This is a genomic window from Amycolatopsis roodepoortensis (assembly GCF_014873915.1).
Lineage (GTDB): Bacteria > Actinomycetota > Actinomycetes > Mycobacteriales > Pseudonocardiaceae > Amycolatopsis > Amycolatopsis roodepoortensis.
On the sequence record NZ_JADBEJ010000001.1, the window covers coordinates 286,854 to 306,073 of the forward strand.

The following is a 19,220-nucleotide window of genomic DNA, read 5'->3' on the forward strand; positions in this document are numbered from 1 at the left end:
ACCCACTAGATTCAACGCACGTGAGCATGCTGGTCATGACCGGCACCGGTACGGGTGTCGGCAAGACGATCTCCACCGCCGCCATCGCCGCTCTGGCCGCCGGTCAGGGCCAGCGTGTCGCCGTGCTGAAACCGGCGCAGACCGGGGTGGGCCCGGACGAACCGGGCGACCTCGCCGACGTGCTCCGGCTCGCCGGCCCGGTCACCACCCGTGAGCTGCGGAGATACCCGGATCCGCTGTCGCCGGAGGCGGCCGCCAGGACCTCGGGACTGCCGACGCTGACCCCGAGCGAGATCGCCGCCGCGGCGAGCGACCTCGATGGCGAACACGACCTCACGCTCATCGAGGGCGCGGGCGGCCTGCTGGTCCGCTTCGACGCCGCCGGGGCCACCCTCGCCGACGTCGCGTGGTCGCTGGGCGCGCTGGTCCTCATCGTCGCGGAGGCCGGGCTGGGCACGCTCAACGCGACCGCGCTGACCGCCGAGGTCGCCACCAAACGCGGCCTCACCGTGGCCGGGGTGATCATCGGCTCATGGCCCGACGAGCCGGATCTGGCGGCGGTGTCGAATCTGGCCGACCTGCCGGTCGCCGCCGGCGCCCCGCTGCTGGGCGTGTTGCCCGCCGGGCTGGGCACGGCGGGGCCCGAGGAGTTCGCCGACCGGGCCAAGGCGGGTCTCTCGCCGTGGTTCGGCGGGGAGTTCGACCCCGAATGCTTCGTCGGCCGCGCGTCGGCCCAGAAGTGACCTGCGTCGCTGTGGCCGAGAGGCCCGGTCGTGCACGATGATGTGCCTTCGCTTCACCGCCCCACCCCGAACAGGAGCCGCCTCGTGACCACTGCCCCGGAGACCGTCGACATCCTCGCCGTGGCGCGTGACCAGGTCCTCGAGCGTGGTGTCGGGCTGAGCGAAGAGCAGATCCTCGAGGTCCTGCGGCTCGACGACGACCACCTGACGGACCTGCTGGCGCTGGCCCACGAGGTCCGGATGCGCTGGTGCGGCCCCGAGGTCGAGGTCGAGGGCATCATCAGCCTCAAGACCGGCGGCTGCCCCGAGGACTGCCACTTCTGCTCGCAGTCCGGCCGCTTCCCGACGCCGGTGCGGTCGGCGTGGCTGGACATCCCCGGCCTGGTCAAGGCCGCCCGCCAGACCGCCGAGACCGGCGCGACCGAGTTCTGCATCGTCGCCGCCGTCCGTGGCCCCGACAAGCGGCTGCTCTCGCAGGTCCGCGAGGGGATCAAGGCCATCCGCGAGGACGGCAACGACATCCAGATCGCCTGCTCGCTCGGCATGCTCACGCAGGAGCAGGTCGACGAGCTCGTCGAGATGGGTGTCCACCGCTACAACCACAACCTGGAGACCGCGCGCTCGCATTTCGCGAACGTCGTCACCACGCACACGTGGGAAGAGCGCTGGGAGACCCTGCGCATGATCCGCGAGGCGGGTATGGAGGTCTGCTGCGGCGGCATCATCGGCATGGGGGAGAGCATCGAGCAGCGCGCCGAGTTCGCCGCGCAGCTGGCCGAGCTGAACCCGGACGAGTGCACGATGAACTTCCTCATCCCGCAGCCGGGCACGCCGTACGAGGACTACGAGGTCGTCGAGGGCAAGGACGCGCTGCGGACCGTGGCCGCGTTCCGGCTGGCGATGCCCCGTCCGCTGCTCCGCTTCTCCGGCGGCCGTGAGCTGACCTTCGGTGACCTCGGCACCAAGCAGGGCATGCTCGGCGGCATCAACGCGATCATCGTCGGCAACTACCTGACCAACCTCGGCCGCCCGGCCACCGCGGATCTGGCGATGCTCGACGAGCTGAAGATGCCGGTGAAGGCGATCAGTGACGTCCTCTGACGAACCCGCGTTCTGCGTCCACTGTGGACAGCCGTCCGACGGTGGCGCGGAACATCCCGCCTGCCACAACCCGAGAACGGCACTCGAACCGCCGCGCTACTGCACGTACTGCGCGCGGCGGATGGTCGTCCAGATCACCCCGGTCGGCTGGACGGCCCGGTGCAGCCGTCACGGTGAACTCGTCGGCTGACTTCCCGCATTCAGAGGACGAAACGCGGTGGAGGCGCGTGCGCTGGGGGCGTCATTGGTTACGCTCTGCACAAGCAGCACGAGGGAGGAGTCCGGGGTTGGGCGAGACGACGGGTAAACCGGCGCACCTGTCTACCAGTGTGCCCGACCCCTGGTCGGTGCCCGTGCTGCCGAGGCCGCGCCGCCCGCACCCCAAGGTCGTCGTCAAGGCCGATCTGCTGCCGGCGATCAGCGTCCTGTCCACGGCGGGACTGCTCGGCTTCCCGCTGGCCTGGCTGTGGTCGCGGCTCGCGCCGCCCCAGCGGATGCGGGTGATCAACGACCGCGGTGGCCTCGCCCCGCTGGAGCTGGAGAGCTGGCACCGCTTCGACGATCTGGCCGTTTACGGTTTCCTCGCGCTCGGAGCCGGGCTGCTGATCGGCATCGTGACCTGGCTGCTCCGGGAGCGCCGCGGTCCGGTCGTCCTGATCGCCGCGACCGGTGGCGCGACCCTCGCGGGCTGGCTGGGGACGACGATGGGCGTCGCGTTCGCCAACGGCCGCTACGAGATCGCCTCGACCCCCGCCGTCGGCGACGTCATCGCGAAGGCGCCGCAGATCGAGTCCCCGTGGATCATGCTCGCCGCGCCGTTGATGACGACGCTGGCGTACACGTTGCTGACCGCGTGGAACGGACGGGAAGACCTGGGCCGCCGCCTCGGCTGACGGATTTCCTCTAGGGTGGGCCGGGACACATCTCTAGGGGGCATTCTCTTGACCGACGACATCGAGGTTTCCCGGCACAACGCCGTCCGTTTCCCGGGGATCAGCCCGCGCGCCTACGAACACCCCGTGGACCGCGGCGCGCTGGCCACGCTGCGCGCCGTTCCCGGATTCGCGCAGGTCGTGAAGGCGGTTTCGGGCTTCTACGCCGAACGCGGCGAGCGGCTGATGGCCCTCGCGTCCGCGATCAGGGTCGGCCCGAAGCAGTATCCGGAACTGGACAGACTGCGCAACGAATGCGCCGAAACGCTCGACCTCGACCGCGTGCCGAACCTGTTCGTCGCCCGCAGCCCCGAGGTCAACGCGCAGACGATCGGCATGGACGAGCCGTTCATCGTGCTCAACACCGCGGCCGTCGAAGCGATGGACCTCGCGTCGCTGCGGTTCGTGATCGGGCACGAGATGGGGCACGTGCTGTCCGGGCACGCGGTGTACCGCACGATCATGATCCGGCTGATCGGCCTGCAGATGTCGATGTCGTGGACGCCGGTGAGCGCGATCGGCATCCGCGTGGTCATCGCCGCGCTGCGCGAGTGGTACCGCAAGGCCGAGCTGTCCTGCGACCGCGCCGGGCTGCTGTGCTCGCAGGATCCGACGGCGGCGCTGCGCTCGCAGATCCTGGTCGCGGGCGGGATCGACCCGGCGAAGATCGACATCCCGGCCTTCCTGCAGCAGGCGTCGGAGTACGAGTCGGTCGAGGACATCCGGGACAGCTACCTGAAGCTGCGTTACGTCGAGACGATGTCGCATCCGCTGGCCGTCGTGCGCGCCGCGCAGTTGCAGAAGTGGGCCGCGTCGGAGGAGTACCGGGGGATCCTGGCGGGCGAGTACCCGCGCCGCGACGAGGACGCGCCGTCGTCCAACTGGACCGAAGACCTGAAGTCGGCCGCGAAGTCGTACAAGGACTCCTGGAACGGCTCGACCGACCCGCTGACGAAGGTGTTCAGCGACGTCGGCGAAGCGGTGTCCGGGGCGGCGGGCAAGGTGTGGAGCAAGTTCGGCGGGGGCAACGGATCGGACGAGTCCTCGGACCAGGGCAAGTAGCGCATCGGCTCGGTACCGGGCGCCCGTGCCTCGCTGAAGTACATGAAGGCCCCTTCCTGTACCTAGACGCAAGGATGGGGGCCTTCATGTACCGGGAAACGTGTGAAGGTCGAGTTTCTTCGGCTGAGCCGAGCGAAGGGGTCTTCACGCGCGGCCGCTGTGGCTGCTGTGGTCGCTGGTGTATCTGGGACGAGAGCGGCGACTCCGAAGGTGGTGAAGGCCTCCTTCACTACTTTCAGAGTAGGCAAGGAGGCCTTCGCTACCAGCCGCAGCCGAGTCCTCAAGGCGCTGCGGACCCGCCGCTCACGAGGCGCCTCAGTTCAGGTTCGAGGGGCGGGTGAACTCGCCCAGTTCCCCCGGCGGCATCGGGACCGCGCCGAGCGTGCTGAGGAACCCGGCCTCCCGCGTCAGCAGCCGGCACGCGATCCGCAGCCGCCGCAGCGGGTTCGTCTCCTCCAGCAGGCGCTGCCGGTCCTCCAGCGGGAGCAGGCAGTCCGCGGTGAGCCGGTACGCGAGCGCCGCGATGTCGCCGTCCTCGGGCGGGGTGGTCCAGTCGTCGGCGTGCCAGGCGGATTCGCAGTAGCGCCGGTGCGCGGCCTTCGCGACGTCGGCGAGCCTGTTCACGGTGTCGCCGGGTACCGAGGCGACCCGGTCGTCGGGCACCCATTCGACCGCGCCGATCAGGTACGGCGCGGAAACGCGGTCGATCTCGAGCAGCCTGAACCGGCGCCGCGCGGTGGTGACGACGTCGAATCTGCCGTCCGGCAGCCGTTTCGCCTCGCGCAGCACCGTGCTGCAGCCGACCTCATGGACGTGCTCCGGCCCGCTGACCTCCCGCACCATCGCCGAACGCAGCGCGACGACGCCGAACTCGCGGTCCGGGACGACCTCGCCGACGAGGTCGGCCATCAGCTGCCGGTACCGCGGTTCGAAGATGTGCAACGGAAGGTGTGTTCCGGGCAGAAGCACGGTCTGTAGCGGGAACAGCGGCAAGATCGCCTTCCCGGTGGACTCCTCGCTCGGCTCGGTCACCCGTTCAAGGTACGGGGACCGGGAGGAGTTCGCAGGGCGGTCACTTCCCGGCGGGCGGGCGGAAGACGGCGAACGGGTCGGTGATCTGCATCCCCTTGCCCGCGAAGGAGAAGAGCGCCGCCGGACGGCCGCCGCTGCGGCCGGGCGGGGCGGTGTGCCCGGTGGGCAGGAGCAGCCCGCGCCGGGACAGCACCCGCTGCAGGTTCGTCGCGGACACCCGGTAACCCAGCGCAGCCGAGTAGAGGCCCCGCAACGCCGATACGGTGAACTCTTCCGGGGCGAGCGCGAACCCGAGATTCGTGTAGCAGAGCTTCGAGCGGAGCCGGTCCCGTGCGCGCAGCACGATGGACTCGTGGTCGAACGCGGTCCGCGGCAGCTCGGAAACGTCGTGCCACTCGGTGTCTTCGGGCACCTCGGGGTCCACATCGGACGGTACGAGGCCGAGGAACGCCGTCGCGACGACGCGAGGGCCCGGCACCCGGTCCGGCGCGCTGAAGACCGCCAGCTGCTCCACATGCTTCAGCTGGCGTACGTCGACCTTCTCCGCGAGCTGCCGCCGGATGGACGCCTCGACGTCTTCATCCGGGCGAAGCCTGCCGCCGGGGAGCGACCAGCGGCCCAGGTGCGGATCGAGCGCGCGCCGCCACAGCAGGACCCGGAGTGTGTCGGAGCGCACTTGAAGGACCGCTCCCAAGACCTCGTGGGCGAGGGGGGTCTGGGTGTTAAGATGACTTCGCACGGTTTTCGATTATAAGGCGAAAACCGGAGACAGGTCCAGGAGGGCCAGAACCATGACGAGCACCCTGCAGAACGATTTGACTCCGTACGGTGGCGTGGTCGCCGACGCGGCTTGGGCGGAGGAGGTGCGGAGCCTCGCGCGCAAACGCGACGCCGTCCTGCTCGCGCACAACTACCAGGTCCCCGAGATCCAGGACATCGCCGATTTCACCGGCGACTCCCTCGCGCTGAGCCGTATCGCGGCGAGCAGCGACGCGTCCACCATCGTCTTCTGCGGCGTGCACTTCATGGCCGAGACGGCGAAGATCCTGGCACCCGAGAAGACGGTCCTGATCCCGGACGCGCGGGCGGGCTGCTCGCTCGCGGACTCGATCACCGGCGCCGAACTGCGCGCCTGGAAGGCCGAGCACCCGGGCGCGGTCGTCGTGTCGTACGTGAACACCACGGCCGAGGTCAAGGCGGAGACCGACATCTGCTGCACGTCGTCGAACGCCGTCGACGTGGTCGCCTCCATCCCCGCCGACCAGGAGGTTCTCTTCCTGCCGGACCAGTTCCTCGGCGCGCACGTCAAACGCGTGACCGGCCGGGAGAACATGCACATCTGGGCCGGGGAGTGCCACGTGCACGCCGGGATCAACGGCGCCGAGCTGGCCGAGCGCGCCTCGGAGAACCCGGACGCCGACCTGTTCATCCACCCGGAATGCGGCTGCGCGACCTCGGCGCTGTACCTCGCCGGCGAGGGCGCCGTCGCCCCCGAGCGGGTCAAGATCCTCTCGACCGGCGACATGGTCCACGCCGCCCGCGACACCAAGGCGAAGTCGGTGCTCGTGGCCACCGAGATCGGGATGATCCACCAGCTGCGCAAGGCCGCGCCGGAGATCGACTTCCGCGCGGTGAACGACCGGGCGTCCTGCCGGTACATGAAGATGATCACGCCTGCCGCCCTGCTGCGGTCGCTGCGTGAGGGTGCCGACGAGGTCCACGTCGACGCCGAGACCGCCGCCCGTGCCCGCGCTTCCGTGCAGCGCATGATCGAGATCGGGCAGCCTGGCGGCGGAGAATGACCGACCCGGTTACTGCCCTTCAGGCGAAAACCCACCCGGTCTGGGAGGCCGCCGCCGATCTCGTGGTGATCGGCAGCGGCGTCGCGGGGCTCACCGCGGCGCTGCGCGCGCGGGAGCTCGGGCTGCACGTCCTGGTGGTCACCAAGGCGACGGTCTCCGACGGCAACACCCGGTGGGCCCAGGGCGGTATCGCGGTCGTCCTGGAGGGTGAACACGAGCGAGGCGATTCGGTCGGCAAGCACGCCGAGGACACCCTCACCGCCGGCGCCGGGCTCTGCGACGAGGACGCCGTCCGGTCGATCATCGCCGGCGGCCCGGCCGCGGTGGCCCGCTTGCGCGCCGAAGGTGCGCATTTCGACCCGGCTGCCGAAGGGCGGCCCGAACTGGCCCGCACGCGGGAAGGCGGGCACAGCGCGTTCCGCGTCATCCACGCGGGTGGCGACGCGACCGGCGCGGAGGTCGAGCGGACGCTGGTCGCGACGGCCGGTGACCGGCGGATCCCGGTGCTGGAGCACCACATCGCCGTCGACGCGATCCGCACGCCCGCGGGCGAGGTCGTCGGCGTGACCGTCCTGGACCACAACGGGGTGCCCGGCGTCGTCCGTGCGCCGGCGGTGCTGCTGGCCAGCGGCGGGCTGGGGCAGCTCTACCAGGCGACGTCGAATCCGGAGATCGCCACCGGCGACGGGCTGGCGCTCGCGTTGCGCGCGGGGGCGCAGGTCGCGGACGTCGAGTTCGTCCAGTTCCATCCGACGGTCCTGTTCACGCCCGGTGCGCGCGGCCGTCTTCCGCTGGTCACCGAGGCGGTGCGCGGTGAAGGCGCGACGTTGCACGACACGACGGGCGCTCCGGTGATGCGGGGAGTCCACCCGCTCGGCGATCTCGCGCCACGGGACGTGGTCTCGGCGGCTATCACCCGCCGGATGGTGCAGGCTCCCGGTGGGGTCGACGACCACGTTTTCCTCGACGCGACAGGGATCTCCGGTTTCGCCAAGCGGTTCCCGACCGTGCACGCGGCGTGCGCGGCGATCGGGCTGGACCCGGCGAAGGAACCGATCCCGGTCACGCCCGCGGCGCATTTCGCCTGCGGTGGTGTGGTGACCACTGTGGACGGACGCTCCGGCGTCCGCGGTCTCTACGCGGCGGGTGAGGTCGCCAGGACCGGTCTGCACGGCGCGAATCGCCTGGCCTCCAACAGTTTGCTCGAAGGACTGGTGGTGGGGCAGCGAGTGGCGGAAGCGGTCGCCATCGATCTCGCCGCCGGATTGCTGGGCGATCCGCGTCGCGGTGTGCTCGTGCCCCCGGCGAAGGTCGCGGTGGCCGATCGCGACGCGTTGCAGCGGGCGATGAGCCGGTACGCCGCCATCGGCCGGGACGCCGAAGGTCTTTCGGTCGTGGGCTCGGTGCTGGACCTTTCGGTCAGTGAGAGTCCTTTGTGGACTCCTCGGGTCGTCGAGGACGCGGCGCTCACCTTGGTGGCGGAGGCACTGGTCGCGGCGGCGGCGCGCCGGACGGAGTCCCGCGGCTGTCACGTGCGGACCGATTTCCCCGGACGCGACGACGACGTCTGGCAACGCGGTCAGCTCATCCGGCTCAGCCCGTCGGGGCAGCCGGTGCTGGCCGATCCGATCGCTTTGGAGGGTGTGGCATGACCGAATTCTCCCCGTGGGTGGTCGAGGCGCTGGCCGATCACGGTCTCGACGCCGCCGATGTGCACCGTGTCGTCACGACGGCGCTGGCCGAGGATCTGCGGTACGGGCCCGACGCGACGACGAACGCCACCGTGTCCGAATCCGCTCGCGCGCTGGCCGAGCTCACGCCGAGGACGGCCGGTGTGGTCGCCGGGATCCCGGTGGCGCTGGCGGTGTTCGACGTCGTGCTCGGCCCGGGCCTGGAGATCCTGGCCGCCCGTGACGACGGCGACCGGCTGACCGCCGGGGAGCCCGCCCTGGTCGTGCGGGGGCCGGTGCGCGGCCTGCTCACCGCCGAACGCACCGCGCTGAACCTGCTGTGCCACCTGTCCGGTATCGCCACCGCGACCGCCGCCTGGGTGCGCGCCGTGGAGGGAACCGGTTGCCGGATCAGGGATTCCCGCAAGACGCTGCCTGGGTTGCGGTTGCTGGAGAAGTACGCCGTGCGCGCCGGCGGCGGGGTGAACCACCGGCTCGGGCTCGGCGACGCGGTGCTGATCAAGGACAACCACGTGGTCGCCGCCGGTTCGGTGACCGCCGCGCTCGCGGCCGCGCGCGAGCACGCGCCCGAACTGCATTGCGAGGTCGAGGTCGACGACCTGGCCCAGCTGGACGAGGCGCTCGCCGCGGGGGCCGACGAGGTACTGCTGGACAACTTCACGCCCGACGAATGCGCGAAGGCCGTCGACCGGCGCGACGAGGTTTCACCGAAGACCCGCCTGGAATCCTCGGGTGGTCTGCGGCTGGACGTCGCGCGGGCGTACGCGGAGTCCGGTGTGGATTTCCTCGCCGTCGGAGCACTCACGCATTCCTCGCCCGCACTCGACCTCGGGATGGACCTGCGCTGACGTGCGGCACTAGAATTCCCTTGTGTGACAAGGGAATTCTGGAGGAATGGTGGGCTTTGCCGGTAAAAGTGCCGTCGCGGGATGCGTCGGTTTCGTGGCACTGCTCGGCACCCCCGTCCCGTCGACGGCGGTCGCCGAGCAGTGTGCGAACCCGACGGGCACCTACACCGCGGCCGTCCCGTGGGGACAGCGGCTGATCGATCCCGTGCGGATCTGGCCGCTCTCCCGCGGCACCGGCCAGCTGGTCGCGGTGATCGGCACCGGGGTCGACGGCGGCAACGGCCAGTTCGCGCCCGGCCAGCTCCTCGGCGGCCAGGGCACCCAGGCCGACGACTGCGACGGCCGGGGCACCATCGCGGCCGGGATCGTCGGCGCGCAACCGGATCCGTCCACGACGTTCACCGGGATCGCGCCGGGCGCCAAGATCCTGCCGATCCGCTACACCCAGGTGAACGGCGGCGGCGACCCCGGGCAGCTCGCGGGCGCCATCGAAACCGCGCTGAACCGCGGCGCCGGGATCATCCTGATCGCCGTCCCGGCCGCCTCCGACAGCCCAGCGTTGACCGGTGCCGTGTCGCGTGCCAAGGAGAAAGGCGCCTTGATCGTCTCTCCCGCCGCGGGGACGCAACAGGGCCAGACCTCCTATCCGACCGCGACACCGGGCGTGCTCGCGGTGGGATCGACCAATCAGACCGGTGCGGCGGTGCAGACGGAATCCGGTTCCTACGTGGGGATCTCCGCGCCCGGCGCCGAACTGGTCAGCACGTCCGCGGGCGCGGGCGGGACCGTGGCGCACCGGTGGCCGGTGAGTGACCCGAGCCTGGCCGCCGCGCACGTCGCCGGTGTCGCCGCGCTCGTGCGCGCGTATCACCCGGAGCTGACACCCGAGCAGGTCGTCACGCGGCTGACGCTGACCGCGCACCGCGGCCCGAGCGGTGGGCACGACCCCCGGCGGGGCTGGGGCGCGATCGACGCCTACGCCGCCGTTTCCGCCTCGATCCCGGCCGGCACGCCCGGCCCGGGAGGGCCGCCGAGCGCGGGCCCGGACACCTTCGTCGTCCCCGCCGCCGCTCCCGCGCGGGCCAACGCGGACAAGGTCTCCGGTGTGCTCGCCATCTCCGGGGTGGCGGCGGCCATCGCGGCGGGCGTGGTGGTGGCCGCGGTCCGGCGGGGCAAGCGCCGGGGCTGGAAGCCTTCGCGGTTCCGCGCCTCGTGAGCGGCAGCGGTGTACTGGGGGACACCGCCGCCGCTCACGAGGTCTTTCGCGACCCCCTGGGGTTTTAGGGGACGGGTACGCAGGCCGTCGAGCCCACGATGGCCACGCCGTCGCCGGCGCGGGAGACGTGCACGTTGAAGTCGGCGCCGTCGCGGCTGAACTGGGCGATCAGCTCACGCGGGTTGCTGCGGTCGCGGGTGCGCCAGCCCTGGCTTTCCAGCAGCGGCAGCACGACGTCGACCAGTTTGCGGATCGCGTCGGTCGCGTCGTCCACCCGGAGGCCGTACTGCCAGCAGAGCAACCGGCCCGGCTGCGTCGGGTCGCAGTCCAGCTCGCCTTCCACGGTGCGCTCCGCGCTGGAGCCGAAGGTGCCCGCGACGCCGTCGATGACCGCGGTCAGGTCCTCGGCCAGCGGGTCGAGCTCGGTGTTCCTGGTGATCATGTCCAGCCCCTCACAAGCCTCGTCCGACGCCTTCGATGACCATCTCGCGCAGTGAGCCACCGGTGAAGCCCTCGTGGGTGACCGCGCCGCCGGTGATCACACCGTAGATGTTGTTCCAGGAATCGGAACCCGGCTTGAGCACCCCGCTGTGGGATTCGAGGCCCCACTGCAGATCGCCGTTCGCGTCGCGGCCCGTTTCCAGTTCGACGACGCCGGGGAAGCGGTCGGGGTCCGCTCCGTGCCCGGCGCCGAGCCATTCGACGAGGCCCGCGTTGCCCTGTGCCACCACGATCGGGTCGAAGGGGGCCGTCATGGAGTACCGCTGCACACCGGCTTGGCTGGCCGGGAGGTCGTCCGGGCCCCAGATCCCGTGGCCCATCCCCGCGGACTCGACGTGCAGCACCTGGTCGGCCCGCAGGCCGAGCTGCTCGGCGAGCCCCACGGTCGCGCCGCCGTAGCTGTGCCCGACGGCGGTGACCACGACGCCCGGTCCGGCGTGGCTGTCGATCTGGCCGCGCAGTTCGTCGCCGAACGCCTTGAGATCGGGCGCCATCGTCTGCGCGTAGTGCGCGGCCGGCCCTTCCGTGACGACGTTCTGCGGGAAGACCCCGTCGGCCCAGACCACCATCGCGGTACGCCCGGTGGCGTCCGCGGCGACCAGGCTCTTGCCGAGGTCGGCGTAACTCTGGAAGTTGCCGAACGAGGTGTTGACGCCGGGGACGAACAAGCCGACGTTGCGGGTGCCCGGCTCGATGCGGCCGACCAGTTCGGCGATGCGCCCGTTTCCGGACGGGTCGAACCGCAGGATCTGCCGGTCGTTGGCGAGGATGTCCTCGTACAGCGCGATCCGGGTGCGCGCGCTCGCGATGTCGTCGGCTTTTCCGCCCTGAGCCAGGAGGTTCGCGAGACGCTCGCGTTCGGTGGTCAGCGCGTCGGTGACCTTCGTGCGGTTTTCGGCGATCGCGGTGGCCCACGAGCCGGTGTCGGCCGCGCCGCCGACGCCTGCCGGATTCCCGGCCTTGGGCAACGGGTTCTCCGGCATGAGTGACCGGTACGCGGCGGCGATCTGGACGTCGGCGCGCCGGTATCCGCCGCCCGCGGCCGTCAGGCCCTGGTGGATCACCGTCGCCTTGGTGATCTGGCCGTCGAGTTTGCCCGCGACGTCCTTGATCGTCTTGGTGTACGTGGCCGAAGCCGCGCCGGAAGCCGAAACCTGGCCGAACGCGGTGGCGGGGACGTTCTCACCCGCCAGCGCGGTCTGCGCGGTCTTGAGCACGCCGGCGCGCTGTTCGAGTTCGGCCGCCGCCGCTTCGAGCCTGGCGGGGGCGACTCGGTAACCGCCCGCACTGGATGCCATCACCGAGCCGCCTCTCCTGGTGGAAAACGATCAGTACTGTTCGGGTTCTTCGCCGAGCACGGCGGGAGCGACCGGGGACGACTGGCCCCAGACGTTCTCGGTCTCCACGAGCCACGGCGGGATACGCCGCCCGGAGCCCATGTCGCCGCCCGCGCCCATGCCCATCGGCATCATGGGCATCATCGGCATCGCGCCCTTGGCCGCCGCCGCGCCCGCGGCGCCGGCCGCTCCGCCCGCCAGGCCGCTCATCGCGCTGCCAGAGCCGCCGTCGCCCGCCAGACCGGAGAACGCCGCCGGGGCCTCACCGGGACCGGAGAATCCGCCGCCGCCTCCGCCGGCGCCGATCGCGCCGCCGTCCAGCGACGGCGCTCCGCCACCGCCGATCGGGATGCCGCCGCCGGTGCCGCCCGCGGTCGCGCCCGCGCCCGCGCCGCCGGCACCGCCGCCGACGATCTCGCCGTCCTTCTTCTCGTCCTTGGGGTTCTTGCCGTTCGCCCACGGGGGCACCCGCGGCATGATCGAGCCGAACCGGCCGAACGCGGCGGCCGAGGCCGCGGCGAGACCGGCGGTGAACATGTCGCCGAACAGCGGGTTCGATTTGGGCACCTGGCCCGGCTGTCCGGTGGTGGGCGGCGTGGAGCCGTCGGACGGCAGCGGATGCGTGTTGTCGCCCGGCACCACGCCGACGCCGGGGGTTCCACCGATGTCGTTGCCGACCGAGCCACCCGGGGCGGTGCCGCCACCGGTGACCGGCGGCGGGGCGACGGCGTTCGGTGAGGCCGGAATGGACTCCTCCGCGGTGGAGTACTCGCCCGCGAGCTGGGTCATCACCACGATCGCCTTGCTGTGCGCCGCGCTGGCCGCGCCCGCGGCCTGCTGCTGCGCTTCGACGTTCGCGATGGCCTGCTGCCGCTGCTGCGCGGCGTTGATGATCGTCGCCTGCGACGAATCCGGCGGCAGCAGCGGCGGGTTGACGGCCAGCGCGAGATCCGCGGGGGAGACGTCGGGCACCGCGACGGGCGGCGGCATCTCCTTCTTGGCCTTCACCAGCGCGTCCGCGGCGTCCTCGAGGAGGTTGTTCATCGCCTGCGCGGTCTGGGCGACCTTGCGGATTCCGCCGACGAGATCGCTGATCATGGTGTGGTACTTGTCGGCGGCGCCACCGGTCCAGTTGCCGGAGAACTCCTTCAGCTCGCCGGTCAGGTTCTCGGCCTGTTCGAAGAGCCCGAGGCCGGTGGACTGCCATTTGTGGGCCGCGTGGCGCGCCGTGTTGGGGTCGCCCGCCTGCAGCATCGCGTAGAGCTGCTGGTGCGAGTACGCGGCGAAGTTCGTGTGCGCGGTCTCGGTCATCCCTTGTTCCCCCCGCCGTTCGAGCCGCTGTTACCGCCCAGCACGCCCCCGAGGACGTTGAGCAACGGATCGAGCAGCCCGGTCTGCTGGCTCGCGTGGTTGATGTCGCCCGCCACCGAGTCGTCCGCGGCCGCGTAGCCGTCGGCAACGGTCGTCGTGACGTCCTGCGCGAAGGTGATCGCGCCCTTGACCTGGTCCAGCAGGCCCTGCATCTCGGCGACGGCCGCCTGGTGCGCCTTGTTGAGTGAGCCCGCCTCTCCGAACTCACCGAACAGCAGCGGCTGCTCGGTCAGGGTCAGCAGGAAGTCGTTCGGCTTGGACATCGCGTGGATCTGGGTCTCCAGTTCCCGCACGAAGTCCTTCAGTGATTCCAGATGGACGTAGTACGACTGGTCTTGCATTGATCCCGGCTCTCTCGTGAACGGCCACGCCGACAAGGGGGACGACTACGCGCAAAGCCGGCCGGCCGGTGCCGAGGGGGGTGAAAGCACCGGCCGGCCGACGGATGGGGACGATCAGCCGGCGAACAGGCCCTGGTTGCGGTTCTCCAGGCTGTGCTGGAGATCGTGGGCGTCGCCGACCTTGCCACCGAACTGCGCGATGATCGCCACGATGTCCGCGGTGGCCTGGCGCAGGCGGGTTTCAGACGCACGGGCGGCCTCACCGGCGGAGCTGCCGGAGGCGTACCAGGTCTGGGTGATCGGCTGCAGGTTGGTGTGCAGCTGTTCGAGCTGGGACGTGAGCGCCTTGGCCTTGGCGGCCAGCGAGGCCGAGCTGTGCTGCAGCGCGGCGAAGTTGATTTCGACGACGTCAGCCATGATTGGTGGTCCTCTCGCGGATCAGGGGTTCAGCCGGTGGATCACGGTCTGGTCGACGACTCCGCTGACCCCGGTGAGGCTTTCCCGGACCTGCTCGTCACCCGAGTTGTAGTTCCGGTTGCTCTCGTGCACGAGGCGCGACATCGTGTTGAGCTCGTTCACGGCGATGGTCATCTTCTCCTGCAGACGGCGCTGCAGATCCCAGAACGCGACCGCCTGGTCACCCTTGTAGTTGTGCAGGGTCTGGGTCAGCTCGCTCTCCAAGCTGGCCATCGTGGTCTTGGCGTTCGACGCGGTCTCCTCGAACCCCTGGACGGCGCGCGCCATCGCAGCTGCGTCTGCCTGATATCCCGTACCGGTCATTGATGGGCCACCTCCTCTCATCTCGCTGGAAATCCCGGTGAGCACCAGGGGACGCCCTGTCTGCTCTTGTGAAGGACACGCTAGAAAAGAGGGGAGTGCGGTCAAACGGCACAACTGCCGGTCGCGCTGACGGCACTATTACCCACAGGTCGGTGGTAGGGCTTTCCCCACCCTCGATCTGGGGGAATGCTCCAGTGTCCGGATCGGAGCTTCCCGGCACGCTCGATCCCATGGTGGACAACGGATCCAGGGTTGTGCTGCATCGACCGTTGATGATCTTGGCGGCGGCGATGGCGGTGCTCGGGGTCGTCGCGCTCGGCGGTCTCGTTTTCGACGACCGCAGCCTCGTCAACGCGCCCATTTGGCTCAAACCGCTCAAGTTCACGATTTCCGTCGGGCTCTACGCGGTGACGCTGGCATGGCTGATCGGGCAGCTGAACCGGGGCAAGCGGCTCGGCTGGTGGCTCGGGACGGTGTTCGCCGCCGGGCTCGGCCTGGACATGGCGTTGCTGTTCTGGCAGATCGCCGTTCGCGGCCGGACACTCCACTTCAACCGGGAGACGCCCGCCGATCAGTGGATCAACAACATGGTCGCGAACGGCGCCTTCACCGGCTGGGGAGCGACGGCGGCCATCGCGCTTCTCCTGCTGTTCCAACGTCTTCCCGACCGGGCGATGAACTCCGCGTTACGCGCGGGTGCCGCGCTGTCGGTCGCCGGAATCGGCGTCGCGCTGCTGATGTTCGGGCCGAACGAACAGCAGATGGCCCAGTTCCGCGCCGGCGAACGCCCGTCGGTCCTCGGTGCCCACGCGGTCGGTGTCCCCGACGGCGGCCCGGGGCTGCCGGTGCTGGGCTGGAGTACCGTGGGCGGGGACATGCGGATCCCGCATTTCTTCGGGATCCACGCGATCCAGGTGCTGCCACTGGTGGCCTTCGGGCTGCTCAAGCTCGCCCGGCGGTATCCGGTGCTCGAATCGGAATTCGTGCGGCGGAATCTGGGGCGGACCGCGTCGGTGGGCTTCGCCGGGGTGCTCGTGCTGCTCACCTGGCAAGCCCAGCGAGGACAGTCCATCGTGCACCCGGATTTCTGGACGCTGGTCGCGGGTGCGGGGATTCTCGCCGTCGTGGCCGCCGGTTCGGCACTTTCGCTCCGGCCTACGCGGCCGATGCACCAGCTGACGTGATCTTCGCGAAATCCGTTCGGCACCTTCATCGCGATCCGATAGCTTTCGGGGCGACAAAGGGGGAACTGTGACTCGTAGACGGTTGACGGGCGTCGTGCTCGTCGCCACGGTGGTAGTGATCGGCGGGGTGGCCTGTTCGTCGGGGTCTTCTCCCGACGCGGCCGCTCCGGCGACGCCCGAGGTGTTCGGTCCGGCGGGATATCGCGGGCTGACCTTGGGCATGGCAAAGGACGCCGCGCTGGCGGGCGGGAAGCTCGCCACGGCACCGACGTCCACTTTGGACGGTTGCGCTGATTTCTCCTACACCGGCGGCCCGGCACCCGACCCGGTGCGGATGAAGGCGGAGGCCGACGCGGAGACCAAGGCCAAGGAACTGAACAAGAAGGCCGACGAACTCCAGGCCGATCCGGAGCCCAAGCCGGGTGCCTCCGCGGAGGAGAGCGCCAAGGCGGCGGAGAAGTCGGCCGCGGACACCCGGTTGTTCGCCGACGCCGCTCAGGCGTCCGCCGATCTGGCGGGCAAGCGGGAGGAACGCGACAAGGCCTTCGTGGCCGCCGGTGGGGCCTCGTTCGGCAAGGACGGGTTGCGAGAACTCGCCGCTCCTCCGGGCGCGAAGACGGCGGAAGGGGTCGGGGCCGGTTCGTCGCCGGCGGAACTCAAGGCGGCCTACGACGCCAAGGGATTGAAGGCCGGTGACAACGGCCGGTTCCAGATGCCTGTCGACGGGAAGCCGGGGTGGGTTTTCGAGTTCACCGTCAACGGGGACAAGGTCGGCTCGGTGTCGATGATCGACCCGAAGGCGAAGTGCTCCTGAGCTAACCGGTTGCCAGGCGAGGAAAGGGCCGTTCGTTTCCGGACGGCCCTTTCCCGTCGGTTCAGACTCCCGCGGTGGTGCGGATCCAGTCGCGGCTCGCCGCGACGCTGGCGTAGTTCTGGGTGCCCTGCGGGTTCGTGCCGGAGTTGCTGCCGGTCGAGCAGACACCGACCTGGACGCCGTTCGCGAGCTGCGGGCCGCCCGAGTCGCCGTGCCAGGCCGAACCGTTGACGCCGACGCTGGCGATGGCCTGGCCGCCGTACGCGTCGCTGCTGGTGCCGGTGATGCGGACGTCGGCCGTCTTCAGAACGCTCGACGGCGGGTTGTTGCCCTGCGTACGGCCCCAGCCGTAGATCTGGTTGGTGGTTCCGTTGGCCGGGTTCGCGGTGCCGAGCTTCATGTACGTCGTGCTGACTGCGGTCGTGAGGTGCAGGAGGGCGATGTCGCCGCTCGGGGCGGCCTTCTGCTGGTCGACGTCGGCTTCGGTGCCCTGGTTCAGGTTGACGTTGCCGACCTTGACGTGCATGCCGGGCTTGTTCAGGCAGTGCTTCGCGGTAAGGACCCACTGCGGGGCGATGATCGTGCCGGAGCAGTTGAAACCGCCGAACGCGGTGGCGTCGTCCCAGTAGATCTGGGCGCCCCACGGCGCGGAACTCACGGTGCCGCCGCCGATGATGTCCTGGCCCGCGTTCGCGGCGGGGGTGGCGGCAAGGGTCAGCGCCGCGGCGGCACCGGCCACCGTGGCGACGATCTTGGACATACGCATGAATACGCCCTTCAGCCTGCGTCGGGGATTCCGTTTCGGTTTCACCAAGTTAGGCTGCGGTAAGGGTTTTTGTAACCTACTGAAGTCGGTGATCTCCCTTTGCGAATTCGGAATTGGGACGGATGTTGCCTTTTGCCTTGGACGTCCGTTGTATCCGGATTCCCGTAGCTCGCCCGCCGGCGTTTAGGGTGTTCGCGTGACGACAGTGATCGTGCTGAACGGCGGCTCCAGTTCGGGTAAATCGGGGATCGCCAGGTGTCTGCAAGCGGTATTGCCGGATCCCTGGCTCACCCTCGGCGTGGACACCCTGATCGACGCCATGCCGTCCACCGTGGACGACGGGATCGACTTCGCGGCGGACGGTGGGGTGAACGTCGGATCCGGTTTCCGGCGGATCGAGAACGCGTGGATGGCCGGTGTCGCGGCGATGGTGCGCGCGGGGGCCCGGGTCATCATCGACGACGCGTTCCTCGGTGGGGCCGCGTCGCAGCGGCGGTGGCGGGACGCGTTGAACGGACTCGACGTGCTGTGGGTCGGGGTCAGGTGTGACGGCGTCGTCGCCGCCGGGCGGGAGATGGCGCGGGGAGATCGGGTCACGGGGATGGCGGAGGCGCAGGCCGAAATCGTGCATCGGGGCGTGGTTTACGACCTTGAGGTGGACAGCGGGGTGAAGGAAGCTTTGGTTTGTGCGCGGGAGATCGCGGCTCGGGTCGGGTGATTTCGGTGGGTGGGCTGGAGACGGGTGGTGCCCTGTGGTCACGACGATGACGGCCGGTTCCGACGTGGAGGTGGCGATCCGGGCTGTGAACGCCGCGTGTGAGGTGATCCGGCGTGCTTACGGTGGCGCGGTCGAGCGATTCGGAAAGTGCGGCGGAGATTTCGCCACCGGGGTGGATCTCGCCGCGGAGCGCGTGATCCGGAGGAGTTTGCGGGAAGCATGCCCTCGCGATGTGATCCTCGGTGAGGAATACGGGGCGGACGAGGGGGACGGGGCCCGGACCTGGCTGGTAGACCCGCTGTGCGGGACGGTGAACTACGCGGCGCATACCCCACTGGTGGCGGTGAACATCGCACTGCGTATCGGGAACGACGTGACCGTGGCGGTGTCGGCGGACCCCTTGTCCGGTGAGGTGTTCTGGGCGGGCGACGGCTGGGCTGCCCTCCGCCGCGACAGCCGCGACGAGCCCCTGACGCCTGCGGCGGGCGATGGACTCGTGGATGTCAATCTCGACCCGCCGTTCCCCAACGCGGCCTCCTTCCGCGCGGCCCGGATGCTGACGGACGACGCTTTCGCCGGCCGCTTCCGTCCGCGCGTCTTGTCCACGACGCTGGCGTTGGCCTGGGTCGCCGCCGGACGGCGGGCCGCCTACGTCACCGATGGGCACTTGCGGGACAGCGTGCACTACACCAGTGGTATCGCTCTATGCCAAGCCGCCGGCTGTGTGGTGACCAACCTTGCCGGGCAAGCGGTCCATACCGGCATCCAAGGATTGGTCGCGGCCGCCGACCCGGCGACGCACCGAGATTTGGTCGACGTCGTGTCACGTCACCGTGACGACTGAACAAACCGGCCATGATCGAGGCGGGAGGGCGGTCGATCGAGTCGCCAGCCCTCTTATCTCGCTTACGTGCGGCAGTTTCCGCTCAGGCGAACACTTTTCACATCGCTGCGCGGTATGCCGAGCCGGCTTGTGCGAAC

The 19,220-nt window shown here is 70.1% G+C and carries 22 protein-coding genes; 13 read left to right on the top strand and 9 right to left on the bottom strand.

What is annotated here, in order from left to right; genetic code table 11:
• Positions 1-26: 26 nt before the first annotated feature.
• From bioD to H4W30_RS01415, 5 genes are all read left to right on the top strand, one after another.
• The gene (bioD, locus tag H4W30_RS01395) at positions 27-743 is read left to right on the top strand and encodes a dethiobiotin synthase (protein WP_192742371.1); all 717 of its coding nucleotides are present in this window, start codon (positions 27-29) and stop codon (positions 741-743) included.
• 84 nt (positions 744-827) lie between these two features.
• A complete protein-coding gene (gene bioB, locus H4W30_RS01400; protein WP_192741112.1) occupies positions 828-1,844 on the top strand; it encodes a biotin synthase BioB in 1,017 nt (338 codons plus the stop codon).
• Positions 1,831-2,034, top strand: coding sequence for a biotin synthase auxiliary protein BsaP (bsaP, locus tag H4W30_RS01405; RefSeq protein ID WP_192741113.1), 204 nt, complete (start codon positions 1,831-1,833; stop codon positions 2,032-2,034). Before bioB ends, bsaP begins: the two co-directional genes overlap by 14 nt.
• Before the next feature lie 97 nt (positions 2,035-2,131).
• Entirely contained in the window at positions 2,132-2,737 is a 606-nt protein-coding gene (locus H4W30_RS01410) for a DUF2567 domain-containing protein (protein ID WP_192741114.1), read from the top strand.
• A gap of 48 nt (positions 2,738-2,785) precedes the next feature.
• The gene (locus tag H4W30_RS01415; protein WP_192741115.1) at positions 2,786-3,838 is read left to right on the top strand and encodes a M48 family metallopeptidase; all 1,053 of its coding nucleotides are present in this window, start codon (positions 2,786-2,788) and stop codon (positions 3,836-3,838) included.
• Between the two features lie 315 nt (positions 3,839-4,153).
• Here H4W30_RS01415 and H4W30_RS01420 read toward each other — a convergent pair whose 3' ends face one another.
• Both H4W30_RS01420 and H4W30_RS01425 read right to left on the bottom strand, forming a co-directional pair.
• Positions 4,154-4,870: an LON peptidase substrate-binding domain-containing protein gene (locus H4W30_RS01420; protein WP_126733757.1), complete on the bottom strand. Its 717-nt coding sequence runs from the start codon at positions 4,868-4,870 to the stop codon at positions 4,154-4,156.
• A 40-nt stretch (positions 4,871-4,910) separates the two neighbouring features.
• Positions 4,911-5,546 (bottom strand): NUDIX hydrolase, encoded by a 636-nt coding sequence (locus H4W30_RS01425; RefSeq protein WP_192741116.1) that lies wholly within the window; start codon positions 5,544-5,546, stop codon positions 4,911-4,913.
• A 115-nt stretch (positions 5,547-5,661) separates the two neighbouring features.
• On the opposite strand from H4W30_RS01425, the gene nadA reads away from it, so the two are divergent.
• Genes nadA through H4W30_RS01445 form a run of 4 tightly spaced genes read left to right on the top strand, consistent with a single transcriptional unit; the run spans position 5,662 to position 10,427 of the window.
• Positions 5,662-6,672 carry a quinolinate synthase NadA gene (gene nadA / locus H4W30_RS01430; protein WP_063277377.1) on the top strand — a complete coding sequence of 337 codons (1,011 nt, stop codon included), beginning with the start codon at positions 5,662-5,664 and terminating at the stop codon, positions 6,670-6,672.
• Entirely contained in the window at positions 6,669-8,324 is a 1,656-nt protein-coding gene (locus H4W30_RS01435) for an L-aspartate oxidase (protein WP_192741117.1), read from the top strand. The genes nadA and H4W30_RS01435 overlap by 4 nt, the downstream gene beginning before the upstream one ends.
• Positions 8,321-9,211 (top strand): carboxylating nicotinate-nucleotide diphosphorylase, encoded by an 891-nt coding sequence (nadC, locus tag H4W30_RS01440; protein ID WP_192741118.1) that lies wholly within the window; start codon positions 8,321-8,323, stop codon positions 9,209-9,211. The genes H4W30_RS01435 and nadC overlap by 4 nt, the downstream gene beginning before the upstream one ends.
• A gap of 46 nt (positions 9,212-9,257) precedes the next feature.
• Positions 9,258-10,427, top strand: a complete 1,170-nt coding sequence (locus H4W30_RS01445; protein WP_192741119.1) for a S8 family serine peptidase — start codon at positions 9,258-9,260, stop codon at positions 10,425-10,427.
• 64 nt (positions 10,428-10,491) lie between these two features.
• Here H4W30_RS01445 and H4W30_RS01450 read toward each other — a convergent pair whose 3' ends face one another.
• The 6 genes from H4W30_RS01450 to H4W30_RS01475 form a co-directional block, all read right to left on the bottom strand.
• Positions 10,492-10,869: a hypothetical protein gene (locus H4W30_RS01450; protein ID WP_192741120.1), complete on the bottom strand. Its 378-nt coding sequence runs from the start codon at positions 10,867-10,869 to the stop codon at positions 10,492-10,494.
• 10 nt (positions 10,870-10,879) lie between these two features.
• Positions 10,880-12,226 (bottom strand): alpha/beta hydrolase, encoded by a 1,347-nt coding sequence (locus tag H4W30_RS01455; RefSeq protein WP_192742372.1) that lies wholly within the window; start codon positions 12,224-12,226, stop codon positions 10,880-10,882.
• 30 nt (positions 12,227-12,256) lie between these two features.
• Positions 12,257-13,576, bottom strand: coding sequence for a WXG100 family type VII secretion target (locus tag H4W30_RS01460; RefSeq protein ID WP_192741121.1), 1,320 nt, complete (start codon positions 13,574-13,576; stop codon positions 12,257-12,259).
• Positions 13,573-13,977: a hypothetical protein gene (locus H4W30_RS01465; RefSeq protein WP_192741122.1), complete on the bottom strand. Its 405-nt coding sequence runs from the start codon at positions 13,975-13,977 to the stop codon at positions 13,573-13,575. The genes H4W30_RS01460 and H4W30_RS01465 overlap by 4 nt, the downstream gene beginning before the upstream one ends.
• Before the next feature lie 114 nt (positions 13,978-14,091).
• A complete protein-coding gene (locus tag H4W30_RS01470) occupies positions 14,092-14,394 on the bottom strand; it encodes a hypothetical protein (protein ID WP_005155348.1) in 303 nt (100 codons plus the stop codon).
• A gap of 21 nt (positions 14,395-14,415) precedes the next feature.
• On the bottom strand, positions 14,416-14,757 hold the full coding sequence (locus H4W30_RS01475) for a WXG100 family type VII secretion target (RefSeq protein WP_076153289.1): 342 nt from the start codon (positions 14,755-14,757) through the stop codon (positions 14,416-14,418).
• A gap of 230 nt (positions 14,758-14,987) precedes the next feature.
• Here H4W30_RS01475 and H4W30_RS01480 point away from each other — a divergent pair, with 230 nt between their 5' ends.
• On the top strand, positions 14,988-15,941 hold the full coding sequence (locus tag H4W30_RS01480) for a hypothetical protein (RefSeq protein ID WP_225948714.1): 954 nt from the start codon (positions 14,988-14,990) through the stop codon (positions 15,939-15,941).
• 67 nt (positions 15,942-16,008) lie between these two features.
• On the top strand, positions 16,009-16,755 hold the full coding sequence (locus tag H4W30_RS01485; RefSeq protein ID WP_318780502.1) for a hypothetical protein: 747 nt from the start codon (positions 16,009-16,011) through the stop codon (positions 16,753-16,755).
• Positions 16,756-16,816: 61 nt separating this feature from the next.
• On the opposite strand, the gene H4W30_RS01490 is transcribed toward H4W30_RS01485, so the two are convergent.
• Positions 16,817-17,515 carry a S1 family peptidase gene (locus H4W30_RS01490; protein ID WP_192742374.1) on the bottom strand — a complete coding sequence of 233 codons (699 nt, stop codon included), beginning with the start codon at positions 17,513-17,515 and terminating at the stop codon, positions 16,817-16,819.
• Positions 17,516-17,717: 202 nt separating this feature from the next.
• Between H4W30_RS01490 and cpt the strand changes: the two genes are divergently transcribed.
• Positions 17,718-18,239 (top strand): chloramphenicol phosphotransferase CPT, encoded by a 522-nt coding sequence (gene cpt, locus H4W30_RS01495; RefSeq protein WP_318780503.1) that lies wholly within the window; start codon positions 17,718-17,720, stop codon positions 18,237-18,239.
• A gap of 34 nt (positions 18,240-18,273) precedes the next feature.
• Positions 18,274-19,083: an inositol monophosphatase family protein gene (locus H4W30_RS01500; RefSeq protein WP_318780504.1), complete on the top strand. Its 810-nt coding sequence runs from the start codon at positions 18,274-18,276 to the stop codon at positions 19,081-19,083.
• The last annotated feature ends 137 nt before the right edge of the window (positions 19,084-19,220 follow it).